The 17,474-nt window shown below is 64.7% G+C and carries 2 protein-coding genes; both read left to right on the top strand.

Annotation, left to right across the window (positions count from 1 at the left end):
- Window positions 1-16,768 (top strand): amino acid adenylation domain-containing protein (locus RHODMAR_RS15845; protein ID WP_008716241.1); only part of this gene is annotated, 16,768 nt, incomplete at its 5' end.
- A 99-nt stretch (window positions 16,769-16,867) separates the two neighbouring features.
- Window positions 16,868-17,464 (top strand): glycine zipper family protein, encoded by a 597-nt coding sequence (locus tag RHODMAR_RS15840; RefSeq protein ID WP_008716240.1) that lies wholly within the window; start codon window positions 16,868-16,870, stop codon window positions 17,462-17,464.
- Window positions 17,465-17,474: the final 10 nt, after the last annotated feature.

The raw sequence follows: 17,474 nt of genomic DNA, 5'->3' as shown, positions 1-17,474 counted from the left end.
TTGGTCCGCCCAGGTCACCTCGAGTCGCGATGCGGAGAATGCGGTCGAGAAGACACTCTCCGGGTTGTTCGCCGAGGTTCTTCGACTGGACCGCGTCGGCGTCGACGATTCGTTCTTCGCGCTCGGCGGCGACAGCATCATGTCCATTCAGCTCGTGTCACGGGCCAAAGCCGCAGGCCTGGCCCTGTCGCCACGAGATGTGTTCGAGCACAAGACTGTTGCCGCTCTCGCCGAGGTGGTCGCAGCCGGCGAGGGCACCGCTGCGGTCGTACTCGACGAATTGCCCGGCGGCGGTGTCGGCGACGTTCCGTTGACACCGATCGTGGCATGGATGCTCGATCGCACCGCAGTTCTGGATCAGCACACACAGACTGCCGTACTCACACTTCCCGTCGACATCGAAATCGGCGTCCTCGAGGCCACGGTCCAGACGGTCCTCGATCAGCACGACATGCTCCGCGGTGTGCTGCACCGCGGTGAGAGCCCCGCCATGGAAGTACTTCCTGTCGGATCGGTGACGGCACAGTCGGTCGTGCACCGGGTTTCTTCGACAACCGTTCGGGGACAGGAGTTCTCGGAGCAGGCAAGGGCCGAGGCCGAGGCGGCGGTAGGCCGCTTGGCCCCAGATTCCGGTGTGATGATCCAGATGGTGTGGTTCGACGCCGGCCCAGAGGGGAGCCGTCTGCTCGTCGTCGCCCACCACCTGGTGATCGACGGTGTTTCCTGGCGAATCCTGGTTCCGGATCTCGCGTCGGCGTGGGCCCAGATCATCGGTGGAAACACTCCGGAACTGGCTCCGATCGGCACCTCCATGCGCCGTTGGTCTCACGGGCTCCGTGAGGTCACCGCGACCCGCGGCGAGGAACTACCGTTCTGGCGCGAGGTGTTGGCGCAACCCGACCCGCTGATCGGATCGCGCGCGCTCGACCGAGAGATCGACGTGTATCGAACGGTGGACAAGGTCGAGTTGACGCTGTCCACCGACGTCACCGAAGGCCTCTTGACGGCGCTGCCCGAGGCATTCCACGGCAGTGTCAACGACGGACTGCTGGCTGCACTCGCACTGGCGACCGCCGTGTGGCGGCGAAACCGCGGAGTTGTCGTCGCCGACGCACTCATCTCTCTGGAGGGTCACGGCCGCGAGGACCACGTAGTACCGGGTGCCGACCTCAGCCGCACCGTCGGTTGGTTCACCACGATCTACCCACTCAGGCTGACCCTCGACGGCATCGATCTCGACGACGCTCTCGCCGGTGGTGGCGACGCAGCGCGTCTGATCAAGTCGGTCAAGGAACAGCTGCTGGCCGTACCGGATCACGGAATCGGTTACGGCATGTTGCGCTACCTGGACGAGGACGGCGGGGCCGCTCTACGCGACTTCCCGGCTCCACAGGTCAGTTTCAACTACCTCGGGCGCTACAGCACCGACATTCCGGACGAACTTCGCGGACACGGCTGGCTTCCGGTAGACGATTCCGGCGTCGGCGATTCGCAGGACCAGGATCTGCCGGTCGCCGCTGCGCTCGACATCAATGCAGTCACCACTGCAACACCGACCGGCCCGCGCCTGGAAGCAACGTTTGCTTTCCCCTCCGGTGTACTCGAAGCCGGCGAGGTCTCCGAGCTCGCCGAGCTGTGGCGTCAGGCTCTGACCGCGCTGACCACGCTTGCCCAGCAGCCCGGTGCGGGTGGCTTCACACCGTCCGATCTCGACCTGGTCCAGCTCGACCAGAGTTCCATCGACGACCTCGAACGGGTCTACCCGACGCTGGACGACATCTGGTCCATGACGCCTTTGCAGGCCGGTCTGCTGTTCCATGCGGAATTGTCGGATCAGTCCGTGGATGCCTACATCGTGCAACTTGTACTGGAACTGCGCGGAGACGTCGACGAGTCGCGATTCCGCCGTGCTGCTCAGGCGCTACTGCGACGACACGCCAACCTGCGCACCGCCTTCGTGCACAACAACGACGGCGAGTCCATCCAGATCGTGCACCACGGTGTGGACGTGCCGTGGACGTCGATCGACCTGACGGATCTGAGTCCCGATGATCGGGCCGCCGAGGTCGGACGCATCGAGCACGAGGATCGAGACACTCGATTCAACATGGCGCAGGCACCTCTGTTGCGCTTCATGCTCATCGCCTCGGCACCGGGTGAGTGGCGTTTGGTGATGACCAACCACCACATCCTGCTGGACGGCTGGTCGACACCACTGCTTCTCAAGGACCTGCTCACGCTGTACGTGGTCGACGGCGACGACACCCTGCTCCCTCGCGTCCCCGCCTACCGCGACTACCTGTCGTGGTTGGCCAAGCGTGATCGTTCGTCGGCGCGGGATGCGTGGACGAACGCGCTCGCCGGGCTGTCCGAGCCGACCCTGTTGACACCGGTCGAGAGTCGGCGCCAGGAGTCGACGTTGGCCGGCCGCGCCCTCGTGTCGTTGGACACCGAACAGACCGACCGGCTGCGGGCTGTCGCTCGTGCCCGCGGCGTGACGATGAACTCGATGGTGCAGGCGTCGTGGGCGATGGTCCTCGGCACTCTCACCGGACGCTCCGACGTGGTGTTCGGTGCGACCGTGTCCGGACGACCGCCGGAGGTCTCGGACATCGAGTCGATGGTCGGACTGTTCATCAACACCTTGCCGGTCCGAGTCGTACTCGATCCGGCCGAGACACTCGGCGAGTACCTCGACCGGGTGCAGGCCGAGCAGGCAGCACTGCTCGACCACCACTACCTCGGCCTCACCGATATTCAGCGCGCTGTGGGACCCGCCGTCGCATTCGACACCCTGACGGTGTTCGAGTCGTATCCGATGGACCGTGCGGGACTGTCGGCAGAGACCGACCTCGCCGGAATGCGCGTGCACGACGTACACGACGGCAGCGACACGGCTCAGTATCCGCTGACGCTCGTGGCCATGGTCGACGATCGACTGCACATCGAGGCCAAGTACCTTCCGGAACTGTTCGAGCACAACGTCGTTCTGGCCACCGTCGACCGAATTGTGCGAGTGCTCGACGCCATCGCCACCGACACCGACCGACGCGTCGGATCACTGTCGCTGCTGTCCGAGGACGAGCTGGGCCGATTGGCCCCGGTTCGTGGCCCGGCCTCGGCGAATGCTCGACTGCTGCGGGAGATCTTCTCGGATGCTGTCGCCGCGAACGCCGGTGGTATCGCCTTGACCAGCGAGGACGAGAGCGTCGACTATGCCGAGCTCGACGCCAGATCGTCTGCTCTCGCACGGGTCCTGATCGCGCGCGGCGCTGGACCGGAAACCGTTGTCGCACTGGCTCTACCGCGATCGGTGAACTCCGTTCTCGGAATCTGGGCGGTCGCCAAGACCGGCGCGGCCTTCCTGCCGATCGATCCGAGCTACCCACGCGATCGCGTCGAGCACATGCTCGTCGATTCCAACGCGTCCATCGGCGTCACACTGTCCACACATGTGGCCGCGGTCGAGGGTCTGGGCTCCGCCCGGTGGACTGTGCTCGACCACGACGACACCAGCGCCGAACTGGCCGATCGCTCGACCACCCCGGTCCGCGACGAGGACCGCACCGGCCCGATGCACATCGACCAAGCCGCCTATCTGATCTACACCTCGGGCTCGACCGGTGTGCCCAAGGGCGTCACCGTCACCCATCGTGGCCTGGCGAATCTGGCGGAGGAAGAGCGCACCCGTTTCGAGGTGACCCCCGACGCTCGCGTTCTCGCATTCGCCTCGCCGAGCTTCGATGCCTCCATTCTCGAACTGATCCTGGTGTTCTCCGGTGCCGCGACCATGGTCATCGCACCGACGTCGGTCTACGGCGGCATCGAGCTGGCTGCATTGCTCGCCGAACAACACGTCACGCATGCGTTCGTCACCCCCGCTGCGCTGGCTTCGGTCGATCCGGAGGGCCTGACCGAGTTGCGTGTCGTTGCCACCGGTGGTGACGTGTGCCCGCCCGAGCTCGTCGCACGCTGGGCACCGGGCCGTCGTATGTTCAATGCCTACGGTCCCACCGAAGCCACGATCTTCTCGTCCATCAGCGACCAGCTGCACGTCGACTCGCCCATCGATATCGGCTCTCCGACAATCGGTTTCAGTGAGGTCGTGCTCGACGCACGGTTGCACCCCGTGCCGGTCGGTGTTGCGGGTGAGCTGTACCTCGCCGGGCCGGCACTGGCGCGTGGATACCATTGCCGATTCGGTCTGACGGCGGAGCGATTCGTCGCCGACCCGTTCGGCGAGCCGGGCGCTCGGATGTACCGCACCGGAGATGTCGTGCGATGGACCGATTCCGGAACGCTCGAGTACGTCGGACGTAGCGACTTCCAGGTCAAGGTGCGCGGTTTCCGCATCGAGTTGGGCGAGATCGATGCTGTCCTGACCGATGATCCGAATGTCGAGTTCGCCACCACGGTCGGCGTCGACGGCCCGACCGGAAACACTATTCTGGTCGCTTACGTACTGCCGCTTCCCGGCCGGCAGGTCGATGCAGCGGCGCTGCGTACCCACGTCTCGAATTCGCTTCCCACCCATATGATCCCGACCGCCTTCGTCGCGCTGGAGTCGATTCCGTTGACCCCGGCCGGCAAGTTGGACCGCAATGCACTGCCCGCGCCCGAGCTCCATCTCGGAACCGACTCGCGTGCGCCGCGCAACGAGACCGAGCGAGTCATCGCCGACATCTTCGGCGAGGTACTCGGGATCGACGCGGTCGGAATCGACTCCAGCTTCTTCGATCTGGGCGGCGACTCCCTCAGTGCCACCAGACTCACCGCACGAGTCAACTCGGCGCTCGACACCGCCATCAGCGTGCGTGCATTGTTCGAGGCACCGACCGTCGAGTCGCTTGCAGTTCGTGTGCAGAGCGACTCGGTCGGCACGGTTCGCCGTCCCGCACTCGTCGCGCAGCCGCGACCGGATTCGATTCCGTTGTCCCTGGCTCAGCAACGGATGTGGTTCATCAACCAATTCGATGTGACCTCGGCGGCATACAACATCCCGCTCGCGGTGCGTCTGACGGGTCGACTCGACATCGCTGCGATGAGTGCGGCCGTAGCCGACGTCTTGCAGCGACACGAGTCGCTGCGCACGGTCTTCCCCACCCGTGGGGAACGACCCGAGCAGAACATTCTCGACGTCGAGACGGCGAGCACAGAACTGCAGGTCGTCGATCTCGATCCCGCCGATGTCGTATCGGCCATCTCCGCTGCTGCCGCCACGGGATTCGATGTCTCGATCGATCTGCCGTTCCGCGCGGTCCTGTACCGGCTGGCTCCCGACCAGTTCGTGCTCTCGATCGTCGTGCATCACATCGCCGCCGATGGAGCATCGATGGCACCGCTGGCGCGAGATGTGATGGTGGCCTATGGAGCTCGCACCGCGGATACCGCGCCGATGTGGGCCCCACTCGACGTCCAGTACGCGGACTTCGCAGTATGGCAGCGCGCGGTGCTCGGCGACGAGTCCGATCCCTCCTCGCTGGCTGCGCAGCAGTTGAACTTCTGGAAGACCGCCCTGGCGGACCTGCCCGAGGTACTCCCGCTGCCGCTGGATCATCCACGACCCGCCCGCCAGTCGTTGCGCGGCAACAGTGTTCGGTTCGAGATCGATCGTGACACTCATGCAGCGCTGATCGACATCGCTCGTAGCAACGAGGCAACGGTCTTCATGGCCGTGCACGCGGCATGGTCGATCCTGATGGCCCGCATCAGTGGCACCGAGGACATCGCGGTCGGCACTCCGATCGCCGGACGCGGCGACGCAGCACTCGACGACCTGGTCGGCATGTTCGTCGGAACGTTGGTTCTGCGCACCGAGGTCGCACCGAAGCTCTCGTTCACCGACCTGCTTCGTTCCACGCGCGCTGCCGATCTGGCCGCGTTCGACAACACCGACGTACCGTTCGAGCGGTTGGTCGACGTTCTCGACCCGGCCCGCTCCACCGACCATTCGCCGCTGTTCCAGGTGCTGCTCGAATTCCAGAACAACACCTCGGCGACGCTCGAACTGCCGGAACTCACGGTGGAAGCCGTCGACATCGATGCACACGTGGCGAAGTTCGATCTGCAACTGACCGTTGCAGAGCAGTTCGACGAGTCCGGTGCACCGTCAGGGATGACGGCCGCGATCACGTACGCGGTCGATCTGTTCGAGGAATCCTCGGTCCAGGAATTCTCGGCGCGATTCGGGGCAGTGCTCGCCGCAGTGACGGCCGATCCCGAGAGTGTCGTCGGAGACGTCGACGTGCTGCTCCCCGGCGAGCTCGATGCGATGACGAACGAATGGAACCATGCGGGCATCGCCGCGGACGATGCGACTTTGGCCGATCGGTTCGCTTCTGCCGCTGCACAATTCCCGGATTCACGCGCCGTCGTCTTCGGTGATCGTTCGATGACCTACGCCGAACTGGACGAACGTTCGAGCCGACTCGCCAGAGTTCTCGTCGCTCGCGGGGTGACGTCGGAATCGCTCGTGGCGGTCGCGATGCCGCGCAACGAGGAACTGATCGTGGCTCTGCTCGCGGTCATCAAGTCCGGCGGCGGGTATCTGCCCATCGACGTCTCGTACCCCGCCGACCGGCTTGCGTTCATGCTCGAAGACGCTTCGCCCGTCTGCGTGATCTCCACCGTCGCCGACAGCGCAGCGGTACCGGCCTCCGATCTCGATACCCTTCTCGTCGATTCACCGGAACTGATGGCCGAGCTCAGCAACGTCTCGGGCAACCCGCTGACCGATGCAGATCGTTCGGGGAGAACCAACGCAGATTCGATCGCGTACGTCATCTACACCTCGGGAAGTACCGGCCGCCCCAAGGGCGTGCAGATCGCACACCGCAACGTGGCCACCCTCTTTGCCAACACTGCCGAGCTGTTCGAATTCGACGACCGCGACGTCTGGACGATGTTCCACTCGTACGCGTTCGACTTCTCGGTGTGGGAGCTGTGGGGACCCTTGCTGCACGGCGGGACTCTCGTCGTCGTCGATTACTACACGGCACGCTCGCCGGAGCTGTTCCGCGAGTTGTTGGTACGCGAGAAGGTCACGGTGCTCAACCAGACACCGACAGCGTTCTACCAGTTCGCCGAAGCCGACAGAGCTGCCACCGCAGCCGTCGGGCCCTCCGACGACGGCACAGAACTCTCGCTGAGGTACGTGATCTTCGGCGGTGAGGCACTCGATCTCGGACAGTTGGGTCGCTGGTACGCCCGACACGACGAATCCGCGCCGACCCTGGTCAACATGTACGGCATCACCGAGACGACGATCCACGTGAGCCACTTGGCCCTGACCGAAGCATTCGCCGCCTCGGCCTCGGCCAGCGTCGTCGGTCAGGCAATTCCGGCATTGAGCGTCGCCGTCCTCGACACCCGTCTCAATCCTGTGCCGCCGGGTGTGACCGGGGAAATGTACGTCTCCGGGGCACAGCTCTCTCGCGGCTACCTCGGCCGGACCGGGCTGTCGGCCACCCGCTTCGTGGCAGATCCATCCGGCGCGGCGGGATCACGGATGTACCGCACCGGTGACACCGCCAGGTGGAATCGCGACGGGGCACTCGAATACCTCGGCCGCAGTGACATGCAGGTCCAGTTGAACGGATTCCGCATCGAACTCGGCGAGATCGAAAGCGCCCTGCTCGCATTCGACGGCGTCGCGGCCTCCGTGGTGTCGGTACGCGACGACGGCTTCGGTGATCGTCTGATCGGCTACGTCGTCGCCGAAGCAGGCCGGACACTGGACCATTCTGCCGTTCTCGATTTCGTGGGCACCACACTGACGTCGTACATGGTGCCCGCGGCCCTGATCGTGCTGGACGAGTTGCCACTGACCGCCAACGGGAAGCTCGATCGCCGCGCCCTGCCCGCTCCGGACTTCTCCGCCAACGTCACCGAAAGCCGTTTGCCCGCAACCGAAGTCGAGTCCATTCTTGCCGGCCTGTTCGCCGACGTCCTCGGGCTCGACGCGGTCGGCGTCGACGATTCCTTCTTCGCTCTCGGCGGCGACAGCATCATGTCCATTCAGCTCGTCTCGCGCGCCAAGGCCGCCGGCCTCGTTCTGGCCCCACGCGACATCTTCGAGCGCAAGACCGTCGCTGCTTTGGCCGAGGTCGTTGTTCTCGGTGGCGACGCCGTAGTGCTGGACGAGCTCGAAGGTGGGGGAGTGGGCCCGCTCCCGCTGACACCGGTCGTTCGGTGGATGTTGGACCGCAGCAACGACTTCGGTCGCTACACCCAGACCGCATTGCTTCAGCTGCCGGTCGATATCGATCGCCACACGCTCGAGCGCACCGTTCAAGCAGTACTCGATCGCCACGACATGCTGCGGTCGAGGCTGTTCGTCGACGCCGACGGCATCTGGCACGAGGAAGTAGCTCCGATCGGCGCGGTGTCTTCCTCGTCGGTCATCCATGCGGTCTCCGTGGATTCGATCCACGGTGCCGACTTCTCGTCCCGTGCCGCAACGGAACTCGATGCCGCAGCAGATCGATTGGTCCCCGCTGACGGTGTCATGGTGCAGATGGTGTGGTTCCGGGGCTCCGATGGGTCCGGCCGACTTCTGATCGTCGCGCATCACCTCGTCATCGACGGCGTGTCCTGGCGAATCATCGTTCCGGATCTCGCGACGGCATGGAGCCAGATCGTTGCCGGCGACGAACCTGTGCTGGCACCGATCGGCACCTCCATGCGGCGGTGGTCGACCGGATTGACCGAGGTCACCGCAAGCCGCACGACCGAACTCCAGTTGTGGCAGCGCATCCTCGACGGCCCGGATCCGACCATCGGTTCGCGCCCACTGGACAAGAGCGTCGACGTCGACGCGACCGTGCAGCGGATCCGCACCTCGCTGCCGGTCGAGGTGACCGAGCGACTGCTCACGACCGTCCCCGAGGTCTTCCGTGGCAGCGTCAACGACGGCCTCCTGGCCGGACTGGCCTTGGCTCTGACCGCTTGGCGTCGCGAACGCGGTGCCGCGGTACGGACCGCGCTGATCACCTTGGAAGGCCACGGGCGTGAGGACGCTGTGGTGCCCGGTGCCGATCTCGGCAGGACTGTCGGCTGGTTCACCACGATCTTCCCGGTGCGGCTCGACCTCGCCACCGTGGACATCGCCGACGCGTTGTCGGGCGGAGATTCCGCCGGAGCGCTGATCAAGGCCGTCAAGGAGCAACTACTCGAGATTCCCGATCACGGCATCGGCTACGGCATGCTGCGGTACCTCGATCCAGTGGGAACCGACGCTTTGTCCGGCTACTCCGCCCCGCAGGTCAGTTTCAACTATCTCGGGCGCTTCTCGACCGGATCGACCGAGGGCATGGCCGATGTCGGCTGGATTCCCGTGGCCGACGCGGAACTGGGCGACGCGCAGAACCCGGACATGCCCGTCCCGGCCGCGTTGGACATCAATGCCGTCACGACGTCCACACCCGACGGTCCGCGGTTGGACGCGACCTTCGCGTTCCCGGCAGGCATTCTCGGTGCCGACGAGGTCGATCGTTTGATCGAGTTGTGGACGCAAGCCCTCACCGCGATCACCGAGCACGCCTCGTCCGAGGATGCGGGTGGTTTCACTCCGTCGGATCTGGAATTGGTCGACATCGATCAGCGCTCCATCGAGGTGCTGGAGACGCGATTCCCCGATCTCGACGACGTGTGGTCGATGTCGCCACTGCAGGCCGGATTGCTGTTCCATGCGCGTCTCGCGGGCGAGGTCGGCAGCGACACTGCAGGCGTGGACGCCTACATGGTTCAGCTCGGCCTCGAACTGCGCGGGACCGTCGATGCGGCGCGGATGCACTCCGCTGTCGACAAGCTCGTCTCTCGTCATCCGAACCTGCGAGCAGCGTTCGTAAACAACAGCACCGGAGAGTCTCTGCAGATCGTGCAGAAATCGGTCACCGTTCCCTGGTCCGAGGTCGATCTGCGCGGTGAAGCCGATGTCGAGGCGGCACTGGAAGCAGTGCTCGAGGCCGATCGCGGTGTTCGGTTCGAGATGGACTCCGCCCCGCTGCTTCGGTTCACCCTGATCACCCTCGCCGACGATCATTGGCGACTGCTGCTGACCAACCACCACATCCTGTTGGACGGATGGTCGACGCCACTGGTCGTGAAGGAATTGATCACGCTCTACGTCACCGAGGCCGACGACTCGATGCTTCCGCGGGTGCCCGCGTATCGGGATTACCTGACCTGGATGCGGCAGCGTGACGTCGCGATCTCCACCGCGCAGTGGGTCAGCGCGATGGCCGGCGTCGAGGAGCCGACGCTGCTGGTCACCGGTGATCGGGGTCGGCAGTTGTCCACGGTCTCGCGCGAGACCGAGCGCTCGTTGTCGATCGAGACGACAGCTGCCCTGCGCGATTTCGCTGCACGTCGTGGGTCGACTCTGAACACTTTGGTTCAGACCGCATGGGGCATCGTGCTCGCGACGCTGACCGGTCGAGACGACGTCGTGTTCGGTGCGACCGTGTCGGGACGTCCTCCGGAGGTCCCCGGCATCGAGGCAATGATCGGGCTCTTCATCAATACGCTGCCCGTTCGGGTCACACTCGATCCGAACGAGACGCTCGGCGCTCTCGTCGATCGTGTGCAGGCGGAGCAGGCTTCGCTGCTCGACCACCACTACCTCGGCTTGACCGACATCCAGCGCGCGGCTGGTGCCGGGGTCGCTTTCGACACACTGACGGTGTTCGAGTCGTACCCGGTCGATCGAGCCGGCGCTTCTGCGGCAACAGATTTCGCAGGCATGCAGGTAACGGACATTCTCGGAACCGATGCTGCGCACTACCCATTGACTCTGGTCTCGTCCGTCGACGAGCGCCTGAACCTCAAGGCCAAGTACCTGCCCGAACTGTTCGAGCTCGAGGACGTCGACGCCATCGTCGATCGAGTCGAGCGAGTACTCGGTGCGGTACTGGCGGACGAACAACGGCCCGTGGCTCGGCTCGGCCTGCTCGCCGAATCCGAATTCGCGGCCTTGGCACCGGTATTCGGACCGGACGGCCGTTCGACACGGTTGTTGCCGGACATCTTCTCCGACGCCGCAGCCATCGACCCGGCCGCCATCGCGTTGCGCAGTGTCGACGGAGAACTGACGTACCGAGAGCTGGACCGACGGTCGAACAGGCTCGCTCGAATTCTGCTGAACCACGGCGTTCGTACCGAGACTTTCGTCGCGCTCGGCATCGCACGGTCCATCGAGTCCGTGCTGACCGTGTGGGCGGTCGCCAAGTCCGGCGCCGCATTCGTCCCGGTCGATCCGAACTACCCGGCCGATCGCATCGAGCACATGCTGGCGGACTCCGGCGCGAGCTTCGGTGTCACCACCCGTGCCCATCTCGACGACCTGCCGTCGACCGTGCCGTGGATCGTTCTGGACGATCTCGCCACGAACGGCCCGAACGCTGTCAGCGACGAGCCCATAGCCGACAGCGAGCGTCACGGTCGTGTCACTCTCGAAAGCGCGGCGTACACGATCTACACGTCGGGTTCGACCGGCGTCCCGAAGGGGGTCGTGGTCACCCACTCCGGCCTCGACAATTTCGCGACCGAGCAGCGCGAGCGATACGGGGTCACGAAAGACTCTCGTACGCTTCACGTTTCGTCGCCGAGCTTCGATGCCTCCGTGCTCGAATATTTGCTCGCATTCGGCGTCGGTGCCACGATGGTGATCGTTCCGCCAACGGTGTACGGCGGCGAAGAACTCGCATCGTTGCTGGCATCGGAAGCGGTCACACACGGATTCATCACTCCGTCTGCGTTGGCATCTGTCGACCCGAGCGGTCTCGACTCGTTCGCCGACGTCGTCGTCGGCGGCGAGGCCGTCCCGGCCGAGTTGGTCGGCAAGTGGGCCCCCGGCCGCAACCTGTTCAACGGGTACGGACCGACCGAGGCCACGATCATGTCCAACATCAGTGCACCGATGGTTGCCGGCGAGCCGGTGTCGATCGGCGGACCCGTGCGCGGCGTGTACGAGGTGGTCCTGGATTCACGGCTGCAGCCCGTTCCCGTCGGGGTGGCCGGAGAGCTGTACCTCGCAGGTGTCGGCTTGGCCCGTGGTTACCACGATCGAATGGGCCTGACGGCAGAGCGATTCGTCGCCGATCCGTTCGGTGGGCCCGGCGCGCGGATGTACCGCACCGGCGATGTCGTGCGGTGGTCGGCAGATCTGACCATCGAGTACGTCGGCAGAAGCGATTCCCAGGTCAAGGTGCGTGGATTCCGCATCGAACTCGGCGAAATCGACGCTGCGCTCTCGGCGCATCCTGCGGTCGATTTCGCTGCGACCTTCGGCACACCGGGGCCGTCAGGGGCGACTGTTCTCGTGTCATACGTGCGCTTGACGGGTGATAGCCCGGCAGAGTCCGTCGACACGTTCGACACCGTGGTCCTGCGTGATCATCTCGCGGCTGCGTTGCCGTCTCACATGGTGCCCAGCGCCATCGTGGTGCTCGAGTCGATTCCCTTGACTCCCGTCGGCAAGCTCGACCGCGCTGCACTGCCGATTCCGGAATTCGGATCGGCCACGTCCTACCGTGAGCCGAGCACGCCTGCCGAACTGACCGTCGCGGCTGTGTTCGCCGAGATCCTCGAAGTCGACCGAGTCGGCGCCGACGACAGCTTCTTCGAGCTCGGCGGCGACTCGCTCAGCGCTACCCGGGTGATCGCTCGGCTCAATTCGGAATTCGACAGCGCGATCGGCGTTCGCACGATCTTCGAGACGCCCACGGTGTCGGGATTGGCGAACGCGGTCGGCAGCGCAGACACTCGAACGCAGCGTCCGGCTCTGGTTGCCGTGGTGCGTCCGGAGCACATTCCGCTCTCGCTCGCTCAGCAACGTATGTGGTTCATCAACCAGTTCGACACCTCGTCGGCGGCATACAACGTGCCGTTGGTAGTGAAACTGACCGGACAGCTGGACACTGCCGCGTTGGCCGCGGCGGTGGTCGATGTTCTCGAACGCCACGAGTCGCTGCGCACGACATTCCCCGATGGCCCCGAATTCCCGGAGCAGCTGGTCCATCCGGCTACCGATGTCGCGCCGGCAGTCGAATCCGAACAGATCGATGCCGGAGTGCTGACCGACCGCGTGGCTCTGCTGGCCGGTCGAGGGTTCGACGTGACCAGCGAAATCCCGGTACATGTCGAGCTGTTCGAGGTGCTCGGTGCCGGCGACGACGCCGGCGATCCGGTCTTCGTGCTCGCGATGGTGGTGCACCACATCGCAGCCGACGGCGCGTCGATGGCACCTTTGGCTCGCGACGTAGTTCTCGCGTACTCGGCTCGCAGTGCAGGACGCGCGCCGGAGTGGCAACCGCTACCCGTCCAATACGCCGACTACACGATCTGGCAGCGTTCTTTGCTCGGAGACGAGAAGGACGCGTCGAGTGTGGCGGCGGCGCAGCTCGCGCATTGGTCCACAGCACTCGCCGGCCTTCCCGACGTGTTGCCGTTGCCGACCGATCGACCGAGACCGACCACTCAGGACTTCCGCGGAGGCCGAGTTCGCTTCACGGTCGATGTCGACATCCATCGGACGCTCGTCGAGATCACTCGCGAGCAGAGCGTCAGTATGTTCATGGTCCTGCATGCGGCATTCGCGGTGGTTCTGGCTCGGCTGAGCGGCACCGACGACATCGCGATCACCACCCCGGTTGCCGGACGCGGGGACGCGGCCCTCGACGGCCTCGTCGGTATGTTCGTCAACACGCTCGTGCTGCGGAGCCGAGTGGACGAATCCGTGACGTTCGGTGATCTGCTGAACCAGGTCAAGGCACACGATCTCGACGCCTTCGATCACACCGAGATGCCGTTCGAGAGAATCGTCGAGGTTCTCAACCCCACTCGCTCGACGGCCTATGCGCCGCTTTCACAGGTGGCGCTGTCGTTCCAGAACAACGAAAAGGCCTCGATCGAGCTACCCGGCCTACGCGTCGAAGGCTTCGACTTCGACGTTCCGGTTGCCAAGCAGGATCTTCAGTTGCTGCTGTCCGAGACGTTCGACGACGAAGGTCGTCCGGCCGGCTTCGAGGCAGCCTTCGATTACGCAACATCACTGTTCGATGCAGCCAGCGTCGAGGCGATCGCGGGTCGACTGATCCGTGTACTCGATGCTGTCGGGCGCGACCGCCACACGGTTGTCGGAGACATCGAAATCCTCGACACCGACGAGCAGAAGGCGTTGGCACCGGCGCGAGGGAAGACAGATGTCGCAGTTCGGACCTGGCCGGAGCTACTGGCCGCGTCGGTAGCTCTCGACCCGTATGCGGTCGCCCTGACATACCGGGGTGTGAGCCTGTCCTACGCCGACCTCGACAGTTGGTCGAATCGGATCGCTCGGATGCTGATCGACTACGGCGTCGGTCCCGAAACTTTCGTCGCGTTGGCGCTGCCTCGATCTATCGAATCGGTGCTGTCGGTGTGGGCGGTCGCCAAGACCGGTGCCGCGTTCCTGCCCGTCGATCCGAACTACCCGGCGGATCGAATCACGCACATGCTCGAAGATTCCCACGCCGCCATGGGTCTGACCGACATCGACAGCAGGCAATCGCTGCCCGACACCGTCCCGTGGCTGGTTCTGGACGATCCCGAGATCTCGGCCGAGTTGTCGCGCTACCCGGCGGACGCCGTGACCGATACCGAGCGAACTGCCACCCTTCACATCGACCACCCCGCCTACCTGATCTACACCTCGGGTTCGACCGGAAGGCCCAAGGGTGTCGCGGTGCGCCATCGCGGCTTGGCCAATCTGCAGGCCGAGGTCCTCGAGCGGTTCCGTCCCACCAGGGATTCGCGGGTTTCGCACATCGCCTCACCGAGTTTCGACGCGTCGATCTACGAACTGACGATGGCATTCGGAGTCGGAGCCACGGTCGTGATCGTGCCGCCCGGGGTCTTCGGTGGCGGTGAGCTGGCCGACCTGCTCGAAGCCGAACACGTCACACACGCGTTCCTGACGCCTGCCGCGCTGTCGTCGATCGACGAGTCGAGGCTCGGCACCGTCCGAGTGCTGGCCGTCGGCGGCGAAGCCTGCACGCCGGAACTGGTGGCGAGATGGGCACCGGGACGCAGGATGTTCAACGGCTACGGTCCGACCGAGACCACGATCCAGGCCAGCGTCGGTGGTCCGCTCGTACCCGGCGGCGTGGTCGACGTCGGAAAACCCGCAATCGGATTCCGCTACATGGTTCTCGATTCGCGGCTCCGCGCAGTTCCCGCGGGTGTGCCGGGAGAGCTGTACATCGCCGGTCCCGGTACAGCCCGTGGTTACCTCGATCGGTTCGGACTGACGTCCGAACGCTTCGTCGCCGATCCATTCGGTACTCCTGGGGATCGGATGTACCGGACCGGAGATGTCGTGCGCTGGGGAAGCGCAGGTAGCGTCGAGTTCGTCGGGCGCAGTGACTTCCAGGTCAAGGTGCGCGGCTTCCGCATCGAGCTCGGCGAGATCGACTCTGCCCTCACCGAGCAGGATCAGGTCGGATTCGCCGCCACGATCGGACACACGGCTGCGTCCGGTGACACAGTCCTCGTGTCCTACGTACTGGCGGCAGACGGCGCGACGATCGACGCAGAATCTCTGCGCGATCGAGTGGCCAAGCTGCTTCCGCGCCACATGGTTCCGTCGACCATCATCGAGCTCGAGGACATTCCACTCACGCCTGTGGGCAAGCTCGACCGTCGGGCACTACCGATACCGGAGCTGACGGTGTCGACCACTCCGTACCGGGCACCGAGTACCGACGCGGAAGCTGCGATCGCCGACGCGTTCGCCCAGGTCCTCGGTGTGGAGCGAGTCGGCATGGACGACAACTTCTTCGAGCTCGGCGGAACCTCGCTGGTGGCAACGAAAATTGTGCCGGCCATCGAAAACGCCATCGGGGTTCGAGTACCCCTGCAGGCGCTGTTCGTCGATCCGACACCGGCCGGCCTGGCTGCGCGGATCGCCTCCGACGCGGACGCCGCGGGTGCCGATCTCGATTCGGTGTTCGGAGTGGTCATTCCGCTGCGCAGCACAGGGTCGAAGGCACCGATGTTCTGCGTCCACCCCGGCATCGGGTTGTCGTGGGGATACGCCGGTATCGTCTCGAAACTGACCGACGACCGTCCGGTGTACGGCCTGCAGCTGCCGAGCATCGTGGAAGGGACGACCTTCGGCTCGATTCGCGACCTCGCCCATCGATACGCCGACGAAATTCGCGCCGTCCAGCCGGTGGGTCCGTATCACCTGCTCGGATGGTCGCTCGGCGGCTCGCTCGCCCACGCGATCGCCGTGGAGTTGCGCAGCACCGGCAGCGAGGTTCGTACTCTCGCGCTGCTGGACAGCTACGTCGACGGCCACGACGACGACGCGATCGACGGAGCGTTGAGCGTGGAGAATCTGCTGGCCGGCTTGGGGCTCGACCTGACGGCTCAGTCGGCGGCCGAGCCGTTGACGTACGAGCGAGGCGTCGAACTGCTCGATGAGTCGCTGGGGCAGACGACCGGAGTCACCGCCGATCATCTGCGAAGGATCAACGCCGGCTTCGAGAACTCGACCCGCATAATGGCCGAGTTCGTCCCGGACGTGTTCGACGGAGATGTTTTGTTCTTTTCCGCAACGAAGGGTGCAAGCGACGGAATTGTCAGATCACCTCAGGAATGGCGACCGTACGTGACAGGCGATATTGTCATCCACGACGTCGAGGTGTTCCACAACGAAATGACCAATGCCGATGCGGCCGACGTGATCGCGCCCATCGTCGATTTCCATTTGGGGAATACATCTGAATAACGTTTGGCGTGTTCTTCATCTCGGGGAGCACCCGTACGAATACCATCGGCGTTCGGTACCAATGCGGTCGAATGCGAATTACTACTACCAGGGGACACAGTGAAACTGATCAGAACAGCAACGGTCGCGGTGGCGTTGACCGCTGCGGTAGCCACCGGGGCGGGCCACGCCGTAGCAGATCCGTCATCGGATTCGGTGAACTACCAGACGGCAGTCAACCCGGACGGAACCGTCACCACACTCCTCGACGCCGGACTGTTCCGCATCGATGCCACCAGCGAGACTGTGTCGGTCATCGACCAGGCCGGTGTCACCATCGCGTCGGTCCCACTCGAATACACCATCAATGGCACCGTCTACTCGATCGCGCCCCTGATCGGTGCCGAGGGTCGCGAGTTGACGTTGACTCCACAGACTGTCCCCGTCGCTGACGTTGCAGGTCCGCGAACCAAGCAGCAGGCATTCGACAACATGGTCAACCAGCTGGCAATCGGTTGGAACAACGGCGGCGGTGTCGGAACGGCAATCGGTGCAGGACTCGGTCTCGCCATCGGGTGCGTCTCGATTTTCCCGGGCATCGTCGCCGGATGCATCATCGGAACTGTAATCGGCACCCTGGCTGGTACCGCCGTCGGGATTACGAACGGTAACCCCGAAGTTCAGCCGGCAGTCTTCGAGTACTTCACCACTGCGTAACCCACATCGG

The organism is Rhodococcus sp. AW25M09, from assembly GCF_000333955.1.
In the GTDB taxonomy this organism is placed as follows: Bacteria; Actinomycetota; Actinomycetes; order Mycobacteriales; family Mycobacteriaceae; genus Rhodococcoides.
The sequence above is the reverse complement of the archived record's forward strand: the minus strand, read 5'-3'. Positions and strand labels throughout refer to the sequence as shown.